General features: G+C 54.3%; 28 protein-coding genes. 7 read left to right on the forward strand and 21 right to left on the reverse strand.

Annotated elements, in window-relative coordinates:
• Both ASF13_RS24855 and ASF13_RS02755 read left to right on the forward strand, forming a co-directional pair.
• The coding region (locus tag ASF13_RS24855) for a hypothetical protein (protein ID WP_235514937.1) at positions 1–191 on the forward strand (191 nt) is incomplete at its 5' end.
• A 180-nt stretch (positions 192–371) separates the two neighbouring features.
• Entirely contained in the window at positions 372–920 is a 549-nt protein-coding gene (locus ASF13_RS02755; protein ID WP_056232381.1) for a gamma carbonic anhydrase family protein, read from the forward strand.
• Positions 921–957: 37 nt separating this feature from the next.
• Here the strand turns inward: ASF13_RS02755 and aroE are convergent, their stop codons facing one another.
• The 5 genes from aroE to dprA are packed head-to-tail and all read right to left on the reverse strand — an operon-like array spanning position 958 to position 4,497.
• The gene (aroE, locus tag ASF13_RS02760) at positions 958–1,776 is read right to left on the reverse strand and encodes a shikimate dehydrogenase (RefSeq protein WP_056232382.1); all 819 of its coding nucleotides are present in this window, start codon (positions 1,774–1,776) and stop codon (positions 958–960) included.
• A 6-nt stretch (positions 1,777–1,782) separates the two neighbouring features.
• Entirely contained in the window at positions 1,783–2,349 is a 567-nt protein-coding gene (tsaC, locus tag ASF13_RS02765) for an L-threonylcarbamoyladenylate synthase type 1 TsaC (RefSeq protein WP_200929766.1), read from the reverse strand.
• Positions 2,333–2,902 (reverse strand): type I DNA topoisomerase, encoded by a 570-nt coding sequence (locus ASF13_RS02770; protein WP_056232387.1) that lies wholly within the window; start codon positions 2,900–2,902, stop codon positions 2,333–2,335. Before ASF13_RS02770 ends, tsaC begins: the two co-directional genes overlap by 17 nt.
• Before the next feature lie 25 nt (positions 2,903–2,927).
• Positions 2,928–3,401 carry a DUF494 family protein Smg gene (gene smg / locus ASF13_RS02775; RefSeq protein ID WP_056232390.1) on the reverse strand — a complete coding sequence of 158 codons (474 nt, stop codon included), beginning with the start codon at positions 3,399–3,401 and terminating at the stop codon, positions 2,928–2,930.
• Positions 3,373–4,497 carry a DNA-protecting protein DprA gene (gene dprA, locus ASF13_RS02780; RefSeq protein ID WP_056232392.1) on the reverse strand — a complete coding sequence of 375 codons (1,125 nt, stop codon included), beginning with the start codon at positions 4,495–4,497 and terminating at the stop codon, positions 3,373–3,375. The genes smg and dprA overlap by 29 nt, the downstream gene beginning before the upstream one ends.
• Positions 4,498–4,623: 126 nt before the next feature.
• Between dprA and def the strand changes: the two genes are divergently transcribed.
• From def to mscL, 5 genes are all read left to right on the forward strand, one after another.
• Entirely contained in the window at positions 4,624–5,133 is a 510-nt protein-coding gene (gene def / locus ASF13_RS02785) for a peptide deformylase (RefSeq protein WP_056232395.1), read from the forward strand.
• A 23-nt stretch (positions 5,134–5,156) separates the two neighbouring features.
• Entirely contained in the window at positions 5,157–6,104 is a 948-nt protein-coding gene (gene fmt / locus ASF13_RS02790; protein WP_056232397.1) for a methionyl-tRNA formyltransferase, read from the forward strand.
• Positions 6,105–6,153: 49 nt separating this feature from the next.
• The gene (gene rsmB / locus ASF13_RS02795) at positions 6,154–7,443 is read left to right on the forward strand and encodes a 16S rRNA (cytosine(967)-C(5))-methyltransferase RsmB (protein ID WP_056232399.1); all 1,290 of its coding nucleotides are present in this window, start codon (positions 6,154–6,156) and stop codon (positions 7,441–7,443) included.
• Positions 7,444–7,503: 60 nt separating this feature from the next.
• Entirely contained in the window at positions 7,504–8,880 is a 1,377-nt protein-coding gene (gene trkA, locus ASF13_RS02800; RefSeq protein WP_056232401.1) for a Trk system potassium transporter TrkA, read from the forward strand.
• A 122-nt stretch (positions 8,881–9,002) separates the two neighbouring features.
• Positions 9,003–9,416, forward strand: coding sequence for a large-conductance mechanosensitive channel protein MscL (gene mscL, locus ASF13_RS02805; RefSeq protein ID WP_056232404.1), 414 nt, complete (start codon positions 9,003–9,005; stop codon positions 9,414–9,416).
• Positions 9,417–9,423: 7 nt separating this feature from the next.
• Here mscL and ASF13_RS02810 read toward each other — a convergent pair whose 3' ends face one another.
• From ASF13_RS02810 to rpsN, 16 genes are all read right to left on the reverse strand, one after another.
• Entirely contained in the window at positions 9,424–9,681 is a 258-nt protein-coding gene (locus ASF13_RS02810; RefSeq protein WP_056232406.1) for an alternative ribosome-rescue factor A, read from the reverse strand.
• A 56-nt stretch (positions 9,682–9,737) separates the two neighbouring features.
• A complete protein-coding gene (zntR, locus tag ASF13_RS02815) occupies positions 9,738–10,169 on the reverse strand; it encodes a Zn(2+)-responsive transcriptional regulator (RefSeq protein WP_056232409.1) in 432 nt (143 codons plus the stop codon).
• 193 nt (positions 10,170–10,362) lie between these two features.
• Positions 10,363–10,749, reverse strand: a complete 387-nt coding sequence (rplQ, locus tag ASF13_RS02820; RefSeq protein WP_003850180.1) for a 50S ribosomal protein L17 — start codon at positions 10,747–10,749, stop codon at positions 10,363–10,365.
• 40 nt (positions 10,750–10,789) lie between these two features.
• The gene (gene rpoA / locus ASF13_RS02825) at positions 10,790–11,779 is read right to left on the reverse strand and encodes a DNA-directed RNA polymerase subunit alpha (protein ID WP_056232411.1); all 990 of its coding nucleotides are present in this window, start codon (positions 11,777–11,779) and stop codon (positions 10,790–10,792) included.
• A gap of 25 nt (positions 11,780–11,804) precedes the next feature.
• A complete protein-coding gene (gene rpsD, locus ASF13_RS02830) occupies positions 11,805–12,425 on the reverse strand; it encodes a 30S ribosomal protein S4 (protein WP_056232414.1) in 621 nt (206 codons plus the stop codon).
• A gap of 33 nt (positions 12,426–12,458) precedes the next feature.
• Positions 12,459–12,848: a 30S ribosomal protein S11 gene (gene rpsK / locus ASF13_RS02835; RefSeq protein ID WP_004160563.1), complete on the reverse strand. Its 390-nt coding sequence runs from the start codon at positions 12,846–12,848 to the stop codon at positions 12,459–12,461.
• Positions 12,849–12,864: 16 nt separating this feature from the next.
• A complete protein-coding gene (gene rpsM / locus ASF13_RS02840; RefSeq protein WP_056232417.1) occupies positions 12,865–13,221 on the reverse strand; it encodes a 30S ribosomal protein S13 in 357 nt (118 codons plus the stop codon).
• A gap of 146 nt (positions 13,222–13,367) precedes the next feature.
• On the reverse strand, positions 13,368–13,484 hold the full coding sequence (rpmJ, locus tag ASF13_RS23170; protein ID WP_004160566.1) for a 50S ribosomal protein L36: 117 nt from the start codon (positions 13,482–13,484) through the stop codon (positions 13,368–13,370).
• Between the two features lie 32 nt (positions 13,485–13,516).
• Positions 13,517–14,848, reverse strand: a complete 1,332-nt coding sequence (secY, locus tag ASF13_RS02845) for a preprotein translocase subunit SecY (protein ID WP_056232419.1) — start codon at positions 14,846–14,848, stop codon at positions 13,517–13,519.
• Between the two features lie 7 nt (positions 14,849–14,855).
• The gene (gene rplO, locus ASF13_RS02850; RefSeq protein WP_056232421.1) at positions 14,856–15,290 is read right to left on the reverse strand and encodes a 50S ribosomal protein L15; all 435 of its coding nucleotides are present in this window, start codon (positions 15,288–15,290) and stop codon (positions 14,856–14,858) included.
• Between the two features lie 3 nt (positions 15,291–15,293).
• A complete protein-coding gene (rpmD, locus tag ASF13_RS02855) occupies positions 15,294–15,473 on the reverse strand; it encodes a 50S ribosomal protein L30 (protein WP_004160569.1) in 180 nt (59 codons plus the stop codon).
• 5 nt (positions 15,474–15,478) lie between these two features.
• On the reverse strand, positions 15,479–15,979 hold the full coding sequence (gene rpsE, locus ASF13_RS02860; protein ID WP_004160571.1) for a 30S ribosomal protein S5: 501 nt from the start codon (positions 15,977–15,979) through the stop codon (positions 15,479–15,481).
• A 14-nt stretch (positions 15,980–15,993) separates the two neighbouring features.
• Entirely contained in the window at positions 15,994–16,347 is a 354-nt protein-coding gene (gene rplR / locus ASF13_RS02865) for a 50S ribosomal protein L18 (RefSeq protein WP_056232424.1), read from the reverse strand.
• A gap of 9 nt (positions 16,348–16,356) precedes the next feature.
• Positions 16,357–16,890 (reverse strand): 50S ribosomal protein L6, encoded by a 534-nt coding sequence (gene rplF / locus ASF13_RS02870; RefSeq protein WP_056232427.1) that lies wholly within the window; start codon positions 16,888–16,890, stop codon positions 16,357–16,359.
• A 13-nt stretch (positions 16,891–16,903) separates the two neighbouring features.
• Complete coding sequence (gene rpsH, locus ASF13_RS02875; RefSeq protein WP_056232430.1) at positions 16,904–17,296, reverse strand: 30S ribosomal protein S8; 393 nt, start codon at positions 17,294–17,296, stop codon at positions 16,904–16,906.
• Positions 17,297–17,326: 30 nt separating this feature from the next.
• On the reverse strand, positions 17,327–17,632 hold the full coding sequence (gene rpsN, locus ASF13_RS23175) for a 30S ribosomal protein S14 (RefSeq protein ID WP_052902737.1): 306 nt from the start codon (positions 17,630–17,632) through the stop codon (positions 17,327–17,329).
• Between the last annotated feature and the right edge of the window lie 9 nt (positions 17,633–17,641).

Here is a 17,641-nt window from a genome sequence, read left to right on the forward strand (position 1 = left end):
GTGCAATCAGTGCCGAAGCTTGTGCAATCAGTGCCGAAGCTTCCTGTTGCGAGGTGGCGTATATTACGCTTTCCTCCTTCGGAGTCAACTTCTTTTTGAGAAGTTTTTTCCGGCGGTTCAGAGTACTTCCTGAACCTCTCAACACGCTGGCCTGTAAGCCGTTGTTCCGTGTCGATGGATGCGCATTATAGGGATCCGAATTTAATGCACAAGCCTTTTTTGGATCTTTCTTATCGGTTGCTTTCTTTTCATTCTCTTCGTTGATATATCAGGCTAATCGCGCATTTTTAAGGCATTTTTAAGGGGCGAAAAGCGCTGCAGGATCGTTTAGTCTCAACGCGTACCCTTAAGGATCTAACAGAGAGGCTGTCATGAGCACGAATTTGCGTAGTTATAAAGGTATGAGTCCGCAACTGGGCGAACGGGTGAGAGTCGATAGCAGCAGCGTGGTGATTGGCGATGTCCGGCTGGCGGATGATGTGGCAATCTGGCCGCTGGTCGCCATCCGCGGTGACGTCAACCGCGTGACCATCGGGAAACGCAGCAATATCCAGGACGGATGCGTACTGCACGTCACCCATAAGTCTGCGGCAAAGCCTGAAGGTCACCCGCTGGTGATTGGAGAGGATGTTACCGTTGGCCATAAGGTGATGCTGCACGGCTGCAGGATTGGCAACCGGGTACTGGTTGGCATGGGAACGATCGTACTGGACGGTGTAGTAATAGAGGATGATGTGATGATTGGTGCCGGTAGCCTGGTCGCGCCGGGCAAGCGGCTGGAGAGCGGCCATCTCTATTTAGGCAGCCCGGCCCGCAAAGTCCGCCCGTTAACGGAGGCTGAAATTGCCGGCCTGCTCTATTCCGCGAACAACTATGTCGGCTGGAAGGATGACTACCTGGCCGAAGAGAGCCAGACCTGACCCCGATCGTTTTACCTGCTCTCCTTTATTGCCGGGTTCACGCGCTCATCTCCTGCTTCAGCCGGGCAATCACCGGGGTGATATCCGGCATAACGCCGTGCCACAGCATAAAGGCATGCGCCGCCTGGCCCACCAGCATTCCCAGGCCGTCAGCCATCTGGCTGGCTCCCTGCAGACGGCACCAGTGCAGGAACGGGGTATCTCCCACCTGATAGAACATGTCGTAGCAGCGCGTACCGCTATTCACCAGCTGTGCTGGCAGGTCGGGCACCGCGCCGGATACGCCACTTGAGGTGGCGTTGATCACCAGCTCAAACTCTGCGCCGGCCAGTTCGTCACGAGCGAGCGCCCGCACGCCGCCGTGGTGGGCAAACAGCTGTGCCAGCTCCTCAGCCTTTGCGTGCGTGCGGTTAACAATGGTCACGCTGCAGCCGGCAGAGAGCAGCGGCAGGATCACGCCGCGCGCGGCCCCTCCCGCCCCAATCAGCAGGATCCGATCGCCGGACCGGATCAGCTGCTGGCGCTGAAGATCGCTTAACAGGCCAATACCGTCGGTGTTGTCACCGAGCAGACGGCCATCGTCCAGCTTCTTCAGCGTGTTCACCGCACCGGCCAGCGCCGCACGCTCGGTCAGCTCATCGGCCAGCTCGAACGCCTGCTGCTTAAACGGTAGCGTCACGTTGGCACCGCCGCCGCCCGCCGCGATGAATTCAGCCACGCTGGCCGCAAAGCCATCCACCGGTGCGCACAGACGATCGTAAGGATGGGGAATCGCGGTCTGTTCAGCAAACAGCTGATGGATGCGCGGAGATTTACTGTGATTAATCGGATTGCCGAACACTACAAATGAGGACATCGTATTTTATCCCTGACGAATAAGGCCACCGGTGATGACATCACGAATTTCCGAAGGATTCTGACGGCCGCCGGTTTCTGCCACCAGCACCGGGAAATCGTCACCGAACTGAGCCCGCACTTCAGCCACGTTGCGGCACGGCTCAAGACCTGTCAGATTGGCACTGGTAGAGACCAGCGGTTTACCGAAGGCCTGGCACAGTTCAACCACGCCGGCATGATCGCTCACGCGCACCGCCAGTGAGCTAAACCGCCCGGTCAGCCAGCGCGGCGTATCCGCCCTTGCCGGCAGTACCCAGGTCACCGGGCCAGGCCAGCGGGAAAACATACGCTGGCGTTGCTCAGGGGTGAGCCGCTCATCGGCAATATAGGGCATCAGCTGCTGATAATCCGCGGCGATCAGGATCAACCCCTTCTCCACCGGGCGTCGTTTCAGCGCCAGCAGTTGCATTACCGCCGCTTCGCTGTCGGGGTCACAGCCTAAACCAAACACCGCTTCTGTCGGGTAGGCAATAACCGCTGACTGGCGCAGCTGCGCCACGCACTGCGATAAAGAGTCATTCACGTGATTCATCTTCACTACTGTTTCCTGCTATGACGGGTTTTCCACAGGCTTTACTGGCGCAAAAACGCTTCACGCCTCTGGCCGTTTTCTTTTCAATCAGCAACGGGAAATGGCAGTACGCGCACTCCCCTTCCTGCGGGGTAAAATTCACCGCAAACTGACAATCCGGATAACGGTCGCAGGCGTGGAAGGTTTTGCCGTAGCGCGAGCGCCGCTGCACCAGCTTGCCGCTGGAACACTGCGGGCAGGCGAGCGTCGTCTCATCCGGTTTATCGATGGTTTCGGTGTGATCGCATTCGGGATAGCGGCTGCAGGCGATAAACATGCCGTAGCGCCCCTGCCGCAGTGCCAGTTCGGCACCGCATGCAGGACAGAACTGTCCCTCAAGTACTTTAATGATGTGCCCGTCAGCCTGACGCTGAAGTGGGCGAATGAAGTCGCACTCCGGGTAGTGTGAGCAGCCCATAAAGGCACCGTGTTTTCCGGAGCGAATAACCAGCTCTGCCCCACACTGGGGGCAGGGATCATTTTTGTGCACAGCGAAAAGCGCTGTTTTGTTCATAACGTTGTCTACACCCGATCAATCTTCAGTGCAGTGTACCTTCATTGACGTCGAAAAGTAGCTCTTCCATTTGCTGGTAGGCATTTTCACATCCCGGGATGTTAAACAGCACCATCAGCACCACCCATTTGAGATCGTCCAGATCAAACTCGAGGGTATCCAGCGCCATAATACGTTCGATAACCATTTCGCGGGTGTCCAGATTCAGCACCTGAATTTGCTCAAGGAACAGAATAAAGCCGCGACAATTGGCATCTAAACGATGGCCCTCTTCCTCGGTGTAGATACGCATAGACAGCGGATCGGATGCCAGCTGAATCGGAGCGACCAGACCATCCTGATAATCTCCCAGCTTTTCCAACCAGTTCAACGCATTATAAATATCTTCACGATGAAAACCGGCGTCGGTTAAATCATCAGTCAGCTTATCCTGATCGACGCGCATTTCGGCATCGCTATGGATATAGGTTTCAAATAAGTACATTAGAACGTCGAACATGGCTTGCCCTCCTCAATCGGACATAGCCGCCGGGTACAGCTGCGATCCACCCTGCTAACTCCAGCTCAAGCAGCTTAGCTACGATGGCTGGCACAGGTTGGCCGGCACGTTCAGCGACGACGTCAACAGGTGTAACCTCATCTCCTACGTTAGCCAACAGCTCGGAAAATGGCAATGAAGGAATGCCACTCTCTGTGGAAATGTTTACCAACTGTGGCCGTTCGGGCAACCAGGCCAAATCGCTCTGTAACTGTTCAATAATATTATTTGGATGGGCAACCAGCAACGCCCCCTGTTGAATAAGCCAGTGGGTTCCTTCACTGCCGGGGTTTCCCAGCGCGCCTGGCAGCGCGAAAATGTCGCGGTTTTGCTCCAGCGCCAGCCGTGCCGTCACCAGCGACCCGCTGCGCATCGCCGCTTCCACCACCAGCACGCCCAGACTTAACCCGCTGATGATCCGGTTACGGCGGGGAAAATGGCTGGCCACTGGCGGCAGGTGCAGAGGAAATTCCGAGACCAGCGTGCCCCCGGCGTCGACAATCTGGCGGGCCAGCAGCCGGTTGCGAGCAGGATAGATGGTGCTCAGCCCGCACCCCAACACCGCCAGCGTTTTTCCCTGTACCTCCAGCGCCGCACGATGCGCCACGCTGTCAACGCCCAGCGCCAGGCCGCTGGTGATGGTCAGCCCACTCAGCGCCAGCGCCTGGCAGAACCAGCTGCCCCACTCGCGGCCATAATGGGAACAGTTGCGGCTACCGACCACCGCCAGCTGTGGCGACGATAGCAGTGCCGCATCACCCTGCACGAATAACATCAACGGGAAATTACTGATGTTTCTCAGCCGGTCGGAGTAGCGGGGGTCGTTGGCAGTCAGGAAAACGTTGCCGTCCGTTTCCAGCCACGCCAGCGTTTGTTCGATGATGCGAGGGTCATAATCCAGGAATGCCCGCTGCTGCTCGACAGACAGACCCGCTGCTGCCAGCTCCACACCCGCAGGCCGGTGCAACGGCACTAGTTTGTCCAGCAAATGCAGGCGACGAAGGCTGGATAATCCCGCCACCCCGGATAATCGCAAGGCACACTCGACTGGCAACATCGTCTCTTCCCTGATTTGCCCCTTCCGGCGGAAGGTTCCCTGCGGTGAATGCTGTCAATCAACGACTGAAATGTCTACAATACGACGAATAATTCTTTCATCCCTTGAATACAGATCTGGAACGTTATGTCAGTTTTGCAGGTATTACATTTTCCTGACGATCGCCTGCGCATCGTCGCGACCCCGGTTAAGGCAGTAAACGCCGATATTCAGCGTATCGTTGATGATATGTTTGAAACGATGAAGGCCGAAGAAGGCATCGGTCTTGCCGCTACTCAGGTCGATATTCACCAGCGTATTATCGTGATTGACGTCTCAGAGAATCACGACCAGCCGCTGGTGTTAATTAACCCGGAACTGCTGGAACAGAGCGGCGAAACCGGCATCGAAGAGGGCTGCCTGTCGATCCCGGAACAGCGTGCGCTGGTACCGCGTTCAGAGAAAGTTAAGATCCGCGCGTTAGACCGTGATGGCAACAGCTTTGAGCTGGAGGCCGATGGCCTGCTTGCGATCTGCATTCAGCACGAAATGGATCACCTGGTCGGTAAACTGTTTATTGATTATCTCTCGCCGATGAAGCGTCAGCGCATCCGTCAGAAGCTCGAAAAACTGTATCGCCAGAATGCCCGTGACTGAGAGCCTTGACTAAAGGGAACACCGTGTCCGAATCGTTAAAAATCATTTTTGCCGGCACCCCTGACTTTGCAGCGCGTCATCTTGACGCGCTGTTGTCTTCCGGGCACCAGATCGTCGGCGTATTTACTCAGCCCGATCGCCCCGCCGGCCGCGGCAATAAGCTGACTGCCAGCCCGGTTAAACAACTGGCTGAGCAGCATCAGATCCCGGTGTATCAGCCTAAGTCTCTACGCCCCGAAGAGAACCAGCAGCTGGTCGCCCAGCTGAACGCTGACGTGATGGTGGTAGTGGCCTATGGCCTGATTCTGCCGAAAGCCGTGCTGGAGATGCCGCGGCTTGGCTGCATCAACGTCCACGGTTCGCTGCTGCCGCTGTGGCGTGGTGCCGCCCCGATCCAACGCTCACTGTGGGCCGGTGATGCCGAAACGGGCGTGACCATCATGCAGATGGACGTTGGCCTCGATACTGGCGATATGCTGCATAAGCTGGCGCTGCCGATTGAGCCAACCGATACCAGCGCCACGCTGTATGACAAGCTGGCACAGCTTGGGCCGGCCGGCATGCTCACCACGCTGCAGCAGTTAGCCGACGGCACCGCAGAGGTAGAAGTGCAGGACGAAGCGCGGGTCAGCTACGCTGAGAAGCTGAGTAAAGAGGAAGCGCGTCTGGACTGGTCGCTGTCTGCCGCCCAGCTGGAGCGCTGCGTCCGTGCGTTTAACCCGTGGCCGGTCAGCTATTTCATCATTGATGAACAGCCGGTTAAAGTCTGGAAAGCCTCGGTGCTGCCTGCGGTCAGCGGCCATCAGCCGGGCGAAATTCTGCAGGCAGATAAGCAGGGCATTCAGGTGGTGACCGCGAATGGCGTGCTGAATATTGAAGAGCTGCAACCCGCAGGTAAAAAAGCGATGAAAGCTCAGGACCTGCTTAACTCCCGCCGTGAATGGTTTACGCCTGGCAATATCATTGCCTGATCCCCCCGCCCGGCAGCATTGCCGGGCCGTTTGACTTGCGAATCTCACTATGAAAACAAAGATCAATTTACGCAGCGTTGCCGCGCAGACTCTCGAAAAAGTCATTGAGCAAGGGCAGTCTCTCAGTAACGTGCTGCCTGCCGCACAGAAAAGCGTGGGCGAGAAAGACAGTGCTCTGTTACAGGAGCTGTGCTACGGCGTGCTGCGTACGCTGCCGCAGCTGGAGGGGATCGTCAACAGGCTGATGTCCCGCCCGATGACCGGCAAGCAGCGGGTGCTGCACTTCCTGATTATGGTAGGCCTGTATCAGCTGATGTTTACCCGCATTCCGGCGCATGCCGCACTGGCGGAAACCGTCGAGGGGGCGGTAAGCCTTAAGCGACCGCAGTTAAAAGGGTTGATCAACGGCGTTCTGCGTCAGTTCCAGCGCCAGCAGGAAGAGCTTACACAGCAGATGAACGTCGGCGAGCAGCGCTATCTGCATCCGAAATGGCTGCTGGAACGGCTGCAACGGGCCTGGCCTGCAGAGTGGCAGCAGATCGTCGAGGCTAATAACCAGCGCCCACCGATGTGGCTGCGCGTTAACCGCCAGCACCACACCCGTGACGCCTGGCTGCAGCTGCTGCAGGAGAGCGGCAAACAGGCGTTTGCTCACCCTGAGCACGCGGATGCGCTGCGCCTGGAGGCACCGTGCGCCGTCAGCCAGCTGCCGGGATTTGAGCAGGGCTGGGTCACGGTACAGGATGCCTCCGCTCAGGGCTGCGTTGCCCTGCTCGATCCGCAGAACGGCGAGTCAATTCTCGACCTCTGCGCCGCGCCGGGCGGAAAAACCACCCATATTCTGGAGGCGGCACCTCAGGCTCAGGTGATGGCGGTCGATGTGGATGCTCAGCGCCTGGCCAGGGTCAGTGAGAACCTGCAGCGCCTGGCTATGCAGGCAGAGGTTAAGCAGGGAGACGGCCGCACGCCGGCAGAATGGTGTGGCGATCGGCAGTTCGACCGTATCTTACTGGATGCCCCCTGTTCGGCCACCGGTGTGATTCGTCGCCATCCGGATATCAAATGGCTGCGCCGCGATCGCGATATTCCTGAACTGGCCGCGCTGCAGCAGCAGATCCTCGATGCGGTCTGGCCGCACCTGAAAACCGGCGGCACTCTGCTTTACGCCACCTGCTCAATTTTGCCGGAAGAGAATCACCTGCAGATAAGCGCATTTCTGCAGCGCCACGCCGATGCCCGACTGACGGAAACCGGCACCCAGCAGCAGCCGGGCATTCAGGTGTTCCCACAGCCGGAAGGCGGTGATGGCTTCTACTACGCTAAGTTGATAAAACAGTAACAGAGATGGCACCGTCCCGCGGTGCCATAACCCGCACGATCACCAGACAGACTGAATATCATGAAAATTATCATTCTTGGCGCAGGACAGGTTGGCGGTACGCTCGCAGAGAACCTTGTCGGTGAAAACAACGATATTACCGTGGTCGACACAGACCCTCTTCGTCTGCGCCAGCTGCAGGATAAGTTTGATCTGCGGGTGGTTCAGGGCCATGGTTCGCATCCACGCGTGCTGCGGGACGCCGGCGCGGAAGATGCCGACATGCTGGTTGCCGTGACCAACTCTGACGAAACCAATATGATCGCCTGTCAGGTTGCTTATTCGCTGTTTAACACCCCAAACCGCATCGCCCGTATCCGCGCGCCGGACTACATCCGCGCCGCAGATAAGCTGTTTATCCCTGAAGCCGTGCCGATCGACCATCTGATCTCTCCCGAACAGCTGGTGATCGACAATATCTACCGGCTGATCGAGTATCCGGGTGCGCTGCAGGTGGTTAACTTTGCCGAAGGCAAAGTCAGCCTTGCGGTCGTCAAAGCCTACTACGGTGGGCCACTGGTGGGGAACGCCCTGTCGATCATGCGCGATCATATGCCACACATTGATACCCGCGTGGTGGCAATCTTTCGCCAGGACCGTCCGATCCGCCCGCAGGGATCGACGGTGATCGAGGCCGGGGATGAAGTATTCTTTATCGCCGCCAGCCAGCACATTCGGGCGGTGATGAGTGAGTATCAACGTCTGGAGAAGCCTTATAAGCGCATAATGATCGTCGGCGGCGGCAACATCGGCTTTGGCCTGGCGCAGCGGCTGGAGAAAAACTACAGCGTGAAGCTGATCGAGCGTGACCAGCAACGTGCCGCAGAACTGGCAGAGAACCTGCAGAACACCATCGTGTTTTACGGCGACGCCTCGGATCAGGAGCTGTTGGCCGAAGAGCATATCGATCAGATCGATCTGTTTATCGCCATCACCAACGATGACGAGGCCAACATCATGTCCGCGATGCTCGCCAAGCGGATGGGAGCGAAGAAAGCGATGGTGCTGATCCAGCGCCGCGCCTATGTTGACCTGGTGCAGGGCAGCGTGATCGACATTGCCATCTCCCCGCAGCAGGCCACCATTTCGGCTCTGCTGAGCCATGTGCGTAAAGCAGATATCGTCGGCGTCTCTTCCCTACGCCGCGGTGTGGCGGAAGCGATCGAGGCGATTGCCCACGGTGAAGAGTCCACCTCGCGGGTGGTGGGCCGGATGATCGAAGAGATCAAACTCCCACCGGGCACCATCATCGGCGGCGTGGTGCGCGGTAACGATGTGATGATCGCCAGTAACGATCTGCGCATTGAGCAGGGCGATCATGTGATCATGTTCCTGACCGATAAAAAATTCGTCCCTGATGTTGAGCGTCTGTTTCAGCCCAGTCCGTTCTTTCTGTAATCGCGACCCAGGCAGTTGGCAGTTCGGGACTGGGCGGGCGTTAAGGATTAATCTTTTCACGTTATGGAAAAAGTGCGATCGTTTGTTAGACTTGTATCATTGGCACAGGAATGGAGAGAAGCATGAGTTTATTCAAAGAGTTTCGCGATTTCGCGATGCGTGGCAACGTCGTCGATCTGGCGGTGGGTGTCATTATCGGAGCGGCGTTTGGCAAGATCGTCTCATCACTGGTAGCAAATATCATTATGCCGCCGCTGGGGTTGCTGATCGGTGGTGTCGACTTTAAACAGTTTAGCTGGGTGCTTAAGCCCGCTGATGGCGCCACCCCGGCCGTGGTGATGGAGTATGGTGCGTTCCTGCAGACGGTGTTTGATTTTGTTATCGTTGCGTTTGCCATCTTCATGGCCATCAAGCTGATGAACAGGCTCTATAAAAAGAAAGAAGTCGAGAAACCGGTAGCCAAACCTTCAGCGGAAGAGACCCTGCTGTCAGAAATCCGCGACCTGCTGAAAGAACAGAATAACAAACCGCTGTAATAACCGGTCAGCCTGTCAGTAAAACCGCCAGTCTGAGAGCTGGCGTTTTTTTTGCCTGAGAAAGCAGAAGGCCAGTGGTAACGTCGCTGTTAGCGGCTTTACCACTGGCCTCCCAGTTACCTTTCTGTGCGTGTTTTGCTTTGCGCCGGTAGCTGCCTTTGCCCTTCTGATTTTCTTCAACTCTGATTTTATACAACGGGTCATGCAACAGGGCTTCAAGTGCGTTATCGCGGATAATGCCTTTCTTGTGTTGATAGCGGGTCATGGATCTCTCCTTTGTGTGATTAGCGGCGATAAATATAGTCCGCTATTCGCTGAATTTCAATCTGCCGCTTTAGCATTTGATGTGCTGGCCCCCTGCTCGAGAGCTTCCAGAATAGAACAGTACCGGCTGCTGTGCGCGGTGCCGCAGCAGGCATCATTGAGCCGCGTCAGCGAACGGTGCATATGCTGCAGCTCGGCGATCATGCTCTCCACCTCGTTCAGACGCTTCTGTACGATCGATTTCGACTCCTGACAGGTATGATGCTCAGGGTCGACGCGGATCGACAGCAGTTCGCGGATCGCCTCCAGGGTGAAACCCAGCTGACGACCATAGCGAATAAACTTCAGTCGCTGCAGGTCGTTCTCACTGTAAAGCCTAAAGCCGCCCTCAGTACGAACCTGATGATCCATCATCTGTTGCTTCTCATAGAAACGAATGGTGTCCGGCGTGACGTCAGCCAGATTTGCCAGTTGCCCGATGCGGTACATAACTTCTCCTCAGTGAAACGCAAGCGGTTTTCCCTGCGGAACAGGTTAGCCTGATAGCCGGCCGATATTCGACATGGCTGCCTGGGTAAAAGAGTGGGTTAGCATAGCGCAGTTTCGGGGGAGATGACGAGCAGAGGAATTTTGGATATAAAAAAACCGGGCAAGCCCGGTTTTTTTACGTTGCAACTACAGATTACTCTGCAGCAGCTTCTGCTTGAGCTTCTGGACGATCAACCAGCTCGATGTAAGCCATCGGAGCGTTGTCACCAGCGCGGAAGCCACACTTCAGAATGCGAGTGTAACCACCGGCACGGCTCGCGAAACGCGGGCCCAGCTCGTTAAACAGTTTTGCCACGATCTCGTTATCACGAGTACGGGCGAATGCCAGACGACGATTAGCTACGCTGTCGGTCTTGGCAAGAGTAATCAGCGGCTCAACTACGCGACGCAGCTCTTTCGCTTTTGGCAGGGTCGTCTTGATAATCTCGTGACGAACCAAAGAGCCAGCCATGTTGCGGAACATAGCCTGACGATGGCTGCTGTTGCGGTTCAGTTGACGACCACTCTTACGATGGCGCATGACCTTATCCTTCTCAGTGAAACCTTAACCTGTGATCGGGTTATTCATCAGCAATGCTAGCTGGCGGCCAGTTTTCCAGGCGCATGCCCAGAGACAGACCACGAGAAGCCAGCACATCTTTAATCTCAGTAAGAGATTTTTTACCAAGGTTAGGCGTTTTAAGCAGCTCAACCTCGGTACGCTGTACCAGATCACCGATGTAGTGGATAGCTTCTGCCTTAAGGCAGTTAGCAGAGCGGACAGTCAATTCCAGATCGTCAACAGGGCGCAGCAAGATCGGATCGAATTCTGGTTTCTCTTCTTTAACTTCCGGCTGACGAACATCACGTAAGTCAACGAAAGCTTCAAGTTGTTCTGCCAGGATGGTAGCCGCACGGCGGATCGCTTCTTCAGGATCGATAGTGCCGTTGGTTTCCATTTCGATGACCAGCTTGTCCAGGTCAGTACGCTGTTCAACACGCGCTGCTTCAACATTGTAGGCAATACGCTCTACAGGGCTGTAGCAGGCGTCGACTAACAGACGACCGATCGGGCGCTCATCTTCTTCCGAATGAATTCGGGCAGACGCCGGCACATAACCACGACCACGCTGAACTTTGATACGCATGCTGATAGCGGCGTTCTCATCGGTCAGATGGCAGATCAGGTGCTGCGGCTTGACGATTTCGACATCACCATCATGGGTGATATCGGCTGCAGTCACAGGGCCAATGCCAGATTTATTCAGAGTAAGAATAACTTCATCTTTGCCCTGAACTCTTACCGCCAAACCTTTAAGGTTGAGCAGGATTTCCAGGATATCTTCCTGTACACCCTCTTTGGTGCTGTACTCATGCAGTACACCATCAATTTCAACCTCGGTCACCGCGCAACCCGGCATTGATGAAAGCAGAATACGGCGCAGCGCGTTACCAAGAGTATGGCCAAAGCCACGCTCTAAAGGCTCAAGGGTCACCTTGGCGTGCGTCGAACTCACTTGCTCGATATCTACCAGGCGCGGTTTTAGAAACTCTGTCACAGAACCCTGCATTGTGTCCTCTCTTTGGTACTAAGCCTTACTTGGAGTAAAGCTCGACGATCAGGTGTTCGTTAATGTCCGCAGACAGATCGGTACGTTCAGGAATACGCTTGAACACACCTTCCATCTTAGTCGCATCAACTTCCAGCCAGGTTGGCTTTTCACGCTGCTCAGCCAGCTCCAGAGCGGCTTTCACGCGAGACTGCTTTTTGGCTTTCTCACGGATGCTAACAACGTCATTCGGAGTTACCTGATAAGAAGCGATGCTGACAACGCGACCGTTTACCATAACAGATTTGTGGCTAACCAGCTGACGTGCTTCTGCACGAGTGGCGCCAAAGCCCATACGGTAAACAACGTTATCCAGACGACCTTCCAGCAGAGCTAACAGGTTTGCACCGGTGTTGCCTTTCAGACGTGCTGCTTCTTTATAATAGTTACGGAACTGACGCTCCAGCACGCCGTAGATACGACGAACTTTCTGCTTTTCACGTAACTGTACGCCATAGTCAGACAGACGTGGCTTGCGCGCACCGTGCTGACCAGGAGCTTGTTCAATCTTACACTTGGTATCAATCGCGCGAACGCCAGACTTAAGGAACAGGTCTGTGCCTTCACGACGGCTCAGCTTGAGCTTAGGACCCAAATATCTTGCCATTTTCTTTCTCCAACATTCCTAAAAAACGGGGCGTTATACGCGACGTTTTTTCGGCGGACGACAACCGTTGTGAGGGATCGGAGTCACATCAGTAATATTAGTGATGCGGAAACCAGCAGCGTTCAGAGCACGAATCGTTGATTCGCGGCCTGGACCTGGACCCTTAACCATAACTTCCAAGTTCTTAATACCGTAATCTTTCACGGCCTCTGCGCAACGTTCAGCAGCAACCTGTGCAGCGAACGGCGTAGATTTACGAGAACCACGGAAACCGGAACCACCGGCTGTTGCCCAACCCAGCGCATTACCCTGACGATCGGTAATAGTGACGATGGTGTTGTTGAAAGATGCATGGACATGAGCCACGCCATCAGAGACTTGCTTTCTTACACGCTTACGTGCACGAACTGGTGCCTTTGCCATTATTCAATCACCCCGATTATTTCTTGATCGGTTTACGCGGACCCTTACGGGTACGTGCGTTGGTCTTGGTACGCTGACCGCGTACTGGAAGACCACGACGATGGCGTAAACCACGATAGCAGCCAAGGTCCATAAGACGCTTGATGCTCAGGGTAATTTCACGACGCAGATCGCCTTCAACAACATACTTTGCAACAGCGTCACGCAGAATGTCGATTTGCTCTTCAGACAGCTCTCTGATCTTAACATTTTCAGCAATACCCGTTGCTGCACAGATAGCCTGTGAGCGGGTTTTACCGATGCCGAAGATTGCAGTTAATGCAATAACGGTATGTTTCTGATCAGGAATGTTAATGCCTGCTATACGGGCCACTATGCACTCCTATTAAATTACTTATGCGTCCCATGCCGAAAAGCCCGTTTTCAGGATACTCAAATGGAAACGCATAGACATACAAAAGATTGGCTGGCTAATCTAGCCAGCTCAACCCAACTTTGCAAGAAAAATATGCGATTAAATCAGCCTTGGCGCTGTTTATGCTTTGGCTCGGCGCTGCAGATCACACGTACGACGCCGTCGCGACGGATGATTTTGCAGTTACGACATAATTTCTTGACGGAAGCACGAACTTTCATTTTTACTCTCCGTAACTTCTCAAGCGCCTGAATTAACGGCCGTAGCCCTTCAGGTTTGCTTTCTTCAATGCAGACTCGTACTGACTAGACATCATCAGAGTTTGCACTTGAGCCATAAAGTCCATGATGACAACCACTACGATCAGCAGTGATGTACCGCCGAAGTAGAATGGAACTTTCATCGCATCACGCATGAACTCCGGGATCAGGCAGATAAAGGTAATGTACAGCGCCCCGATAAGGGTTAAACGCGTCATTACTTTATCGATGTACTTCGCCGTTTGTTCTCCCGGACGAATACCTGGTACAAATGCACCAGACTTCTTCAGGTTATCTGCTGTTTCACGTGGGTTGAACACCAACGCTGTGTAGAAGAAACAGAAGAAGATGATTGCAGTCGCATAGAGTAACACATAAAGCGGCTGACCTGGTTGCAAATACATCGAAATAGTTGTCAACCAGTTCCAGCCCGTACCGCCCCCGAACCATGACGCGATGGTTGCCGGGAACAGAATGATGCTGGAGGCGAAGATCGCTGGGATAACCCCGGCCATATTCACTTTCAACGGTAAATGTGTGCTCTGCGCAGCATAGACACGACGGCCTTGCTGACGTTTCGCATAGTTCACCACAATGCGGCGTTGACCACGCTCAACGAAAACAACGAAGAAGGTCACTGCAAATACGAGAACTGCAACCAACAGCAACAGGAGGAAGTGCAGGTCGCCTTGCCGCGCTTGCTCGATGGTATGGCCAATGGCCGGCGGTAGACCCGCAACGATACCCGCGAAGATTATGATCGAGATACCGTTGCCGATACCTCGTTCAGTAATCTGCTCACCCAGCCACATCAGGAACATGGTTCCGGTGACCAGGCTGACAACAGCGGTAAAGTAGAAGGCGAAGCCAGGGTTTAACACCAGACCTTGCATTCCAGGCATATTCGGCAGGCCGGTAGCAATACCGACCGCCTGGAATATACCGAGTACCAGAGTACCGTAACGGGTGTACTGGCTTATCTTACGACGGCCAGCCTCCCCTTCTTTCTTGATTTCAGCTAACGCGGGATGAACCACCGTCAGCAGCTGGATAATAATAGAGGCCGAAATGTACGGCATAATACCCAGGGCAAAGATAGAAGCACGGCTCAGAGCACCACCAGAGAACATGTTAAACATCTCAATGATGGTGCCACGCTGTTGCTCAAGCAACTTGGCAAGTACAGTGGCATCAATACCAGGGATTGGAATAAAAGAGCCAATACGGAAAACAATCAGCGCCCCGATCACAAACAGAAGTCTGCGTTTCAGTTCGCCAAAACCCCCTTTGGCACTTTGAAAATCTAATCCCGGTTGTTTAGCCATCTGCTACTTATTCCTCAATTTTCCCGCCGGCAGCTTCGATTGCAACACGAGCGCCTTTGGTCACACGCAGACCGCGGATTGTTACCGGTACAGAAACTTCACCAGACAGGATCACTTTCGCGAACTCAATCTGAATACCGATAATGTTTGCCGCTTTCAGCGTGTTCAGGTCGACGATGCCGCCTTCAACTTTCGCCAGGTCAGACAGACGAACTTCAGTTGTCACCATTGCTTTACGCGAGGTGAAACCGAACTTCGGCAGACGACGGTACAGAGGCATCTGGCCGCCTTCGAACCCACGACGTACGCCACCGCCAGAACGAGAGTTCTGACCTTTGTGACCACGACCGCCGGTTTTACCGAGGCCAGAACCGATACCACGACCCAGACGCTTGGAAGCGTGCTTAGAACCGTCGGCCGGAGACAGAGTATTTAAACGCATCTGTTACTCCTCCACTTTAACCATGTAGGAAATCGCGTTAACCATGCCGCGTACAGCTGGCGTGTCTTCGCGCTCTACGGTGTGGTTAATACGACGCAGACCCAGGCCAAGCAGCGTTGCCTTATGTTTAGGCAGACGGCCGATCGAACTACGGGTTTGAGTAATTTTAATAGTCTTAGCCATGGTCATTACCCCAGAATGTCTTCAACGGATTTGCCACGCTTGGCAGCAACCATCTCTGGAGAATTCATGTTGGCCAGGCCATCCAGAGTTGCACGAACCACGTTAATCGGGTTGGTGGAACCGTAGGCTTTAGCCAGAACGTTATGAACCCCAGCGACTTCCAGAACGGCGCGCATTGCACCGCCGGCAATGATACCGGTACCTTCAGAAGCAGGCTGCATGAACACGCGAGAACCTGTGTGCACGCCTTTAACAGGGTGCTGCAGGGTGCCGTTGTTCAGCGCGACGTTAATCATATTGCGACGGGCTTTTTCCATCGCTTTCTGGATCGCTGCTGGAACTTCACGCGCTTTACCGTAACCAAAACCGATGCGGCCATTACCGTCACCAACAACAGTCAGAGCTGTGAAGGAGAAAATACGACCACCTTTTACGGTTTTAGATACGCGATTTACCGCGATCAGCTTTTCCTGCAGTTCGCCAGCTTGTTTTTCGATGTGTGCCATCTTACACCTCTACCTTAGAACTGTAGGCCAGCTTCACGGGCAGCATCTGCCAGTGCCTGGACACGACCATGATATTGGAAACCAGAACGGTCGAAAGAAACACCAGTGATGCCTTTTTCGATTGCGCGTTCAGCAACTGCTTTACCAACAGCAGCAGCAGCGTCTTTGTTTCCAGTGTACTTCAGTTGCTCACTGATAGCTTTTTCTACTGTAGAAGCAGCCACCAGGATTTCAGAACCGTTAGGTGCGATTACCTGTGCGTAAATATGACGCGGGGTACGATGTACCACCAGGCGAGTAGCACCCAGCTCTTTGAGCTTGCGACGTGCGCGGGTCGCACGACGGATACGAGCAGATTTCTTATCCATAGTGTTACCTTACTTCTTCTTAGCCTCTTTGGTACGCACGACTTCGTCGGCGTAACGAACACCCTTGCCTTTATAAGGCTCAGGACGACGGTAGGCGCGCAGATCTGCTGCAACCTGACCAATCAGCTGTTTATCAGCGCCTTTCAGCACGATTTCAGTCTGAGTTGGACATTCAGCAGTGATCCCCGCTGGCAGCGCATGCTCAACTGGGTGAGAGAAGCCAAGAGCTAAACTCACTGCGTTGCCTTTGATGGCTGCACGATAACCTACACCAACCAGCTGCAGCTTCTTAGTGAAGCCTTCGGTAACACCGATAACCATACCGTTCAGCAGGGCACGAGAAGTACCAGCCTGCGCCCAAGCGTCTGAAAAACCTTCGCGCGGAGCGAAAGTCAGGACGTTGTCAGCATGCTTAACTTCAACAGCGCTGTTAATAGTACGAGTCAGCTCGCCGTTTTTACCTTTAATCGAAATTACCTGACCGTCGAGTTTTACCTCTACGCCGGCAGGAATAACGACAGGTGCTTTAGCAACACGAGACATTAGTTTCCTCCGATTAAGCTACGTAGCAGATAATTTCGCCACCAAGACCAGCTTGGCGCGCTGCACGATCGGTCATAACACCTTTAGAGGTAGAAATAACAGCGATACCCAGTCCAGCCATAACTTTTGGCAGTTCGTCTTTGCGCTTATAAATGCGCAGACCTGGACGGCTAACACGCTGAATGCTCTCTACCACAGCTTTGCCCTGGAAATACTTAAGAGTCAGTTCCAGTTCTTGCTTGATGTCGCCTACAACTTTAAATTCTTCGACATAGCCTTCTTCTTTCAGCACAGCAGCAATTGCCACTTTCAGCTTGGAGGAAGGCATGGTGACCGCAACTTTGTTAGCGGCCTGACCGTTACGGATACGGGTCAGCATATCCGCGATCGGATCTTGCATGCTCATCTGTATTTACTCCCGTGATTCAATTGGTAATTACCAGCTAGCCTTTTTCAAGCCAGGCACTTCACCGCGCATGGCGGCTTCACGCAGCTTGATACGGCTCAACCCGAATTTGCCCACATAACCATGTGGACGACCAGTCTGGCGGCAGCGGTTACGCTGACGGGACGGGCTGGAATCACGCGGCAGAGTTTGCAGCTTGAGAACAGCATTCCAACGATCTTCGTCGGATGAGTTCACACTAGAGATGATAGCTTTCAATTCCTCGCGTTTAGCGCGGTATTTATCAGCCAGTTTTACGCGAACAACTTCGCGTGCCTTCATCGATTGCTTAGCCATGAAGTAACC

This window comes from Erwinia sp. Leaf53, assembly GCF_001422605.1.
Taxonomy (GTDB): domain Bacteria; phylum Pseudomonadota; class Gammaproteobacteria; order Enterobacterales; family Enterobacteriaceae; genus Erwinia.

Bases quoted from the DNA above. Each gene is read 5' to 3' on its own strand.
- ASF13_RS02755 (WP_056232381.1), top strand. From the start codon at position 372: ATGAGCACGAATTTGCGTAGTTATAAAGGTATGAGTCCGCAACTGGGC.
- aroE (WP_056232382.1), bottom strand. From the start codon at position 1,776: ATGTCCTCATTTGTAGTGTTCGGCAATCCGATTAATCACAGTAAATCT.
- tsaC (WP_200929766.1), bottom strand. From the start codon at position 2,349: ATGAATCACGTGAATGACTCTTTATCGCAGTGCGTGGCGCAGCTGCGC.
- ASF13_RS02770 (WP_056232387.1), bottom strand. From the start codon at position 2,902: ATGAACAAAACAGCGCTTTTCGCTGTGCACAAAAATGATCCCTGCCCC.
- smg (WP_056232390.1), bottom strand. From the start codon at position 3,401: ATGTTCGACGTTCTAATGTACTTATTTGAAACCTATATCCATAGCGAT.
- dprA (WP_056232392.1), bottom strand. From the start codon at position 4,497: ATGTTGCCAGTCGAGTGTGCCTTGCGATTATCCGGGGTGGCGGGATTA.
- def (WP_056232395.1), top strand. From the start codon at position 4,624: ATGTCAGTTTTGCAGGTATTACATTTTCCTGACGATCGCCTGCGCATC.
- rsmB (WP_056232399.1), top strand. From the start codon at position 6,154: ATGAAAACAAAGATCAATTTACGCAGCGTTGCCGCGCAGACTCTCGAA.
- trkA (WP_056232401.1), top strand. From the start codon at position 7,504: ATGAAAATTATCATTCTTGGCGCAGGACAGGTTGGCGGTACGCTCGCA.
- mscL (WP_056232404.1), top strand. From the start codon at position 9,003: ATGAGTTTATTCAAAGAGTTTCGCGATTTCGCGATGCGTGGCAACGTC.
- ASF13_RS02810 (WP_056232406.1), bottom strand. From the start codon at position 9,681: ATGACCCGCTATCAACACAAGAAAGGCATTATCCGCGATAACGCACTT.
- zntR (WP_056232409.1), bottom strand. From the start codon at position 10,169: ATGTACCGCATCGGGCAACTGGCAAATCTGGCTGACGTCACGCCGGAC.
- rplQ (WP_003850180.1), bottom strand. From the start codon at position 10,749: ATGCGCCATCGTAAGAGTGGTCGTCAACTGAACCGCAACAGCAGCCAT.
- rpoA (WP_056232411.1), bottom strand. From the start codon at position 11,779: ATGCAGGGTTCTGTGACAGAGTTTCTAAAACCGCGCCTGGTAGATATC.
- rpsD (WP_056232414.1), bottom strand. From the start codon at position 12,425: ATGGCAAGATATTTGGGTCCTAAGCTCAAGCTGAGCCGTCGTGAAGGC.
- rpsK (WP_004160563.1), bottom strand. From the start codon at position 12,848: ATGGCAAAGGCACCAGTTCGTGCACGTAAGCGTGTAAGAAAGCAAGTC.
- rpmJ (WP_004160566.1), bottom strand. From the start codon at position 13,484: ATGAAAGTTCGTGCTTCCGTCAAGAAATTATGTCGTAACTGCAAAATC.
- secY (WP_056232419.1), bottom strand. From the start codon at position 14,848: ATGGCTAAACAACCGGGATTAGATTTTCAAAGTGCCAAAGGGGGTTTT.
- rplO (WP_056232421.1), bottom strand. From the start codon at position 15,290: ATGCGTTTAAATACTCTGTCTCCGGCCGACGGTTCTAAGCACGCTTCC.
- rpmD (WP_004160569.1), bottom strand. From the start codon at position 15,473: ATGGCTAAGACTATTAAAATTACTCAAACCCGTAGTTCGATCGGCCGT.
- rpsE (WP_004160571.1), bottom strand. From the start codon at position 15,979: ATGGCACACATCGAAAAACAAGCTGGCGAACTGCAGGAAAAGCTGATC.
- rplR (WP_056232424.1), bottom strand. From the start codon at position 16,347: ATGGATAAGAAATCTGCTCGTATCCGTCGTGCGACCCGCGCACGTCGC.
- rplF (WP_056232427.1), bottom strand. From the start codon at position 16,890: ATGTCTCGTGTTGCTAAAGCACCTGTCGTTATTCCTGCCGGCGTAGAG.
- rpsH (WP_056232430.1), bottom strand. From the start codon at position 17,296: ATGAGCATGCAAGATCCGATCGCGGATATGCTGACCCGTATCCGTAAC.
- rpsN (WP_052902737.1), bottom strand. From the start codon at position 17,632: ATGGCTAAGCAATCGATGAAGGCACGCGAAGTTGTTCGCGTAAAACTG.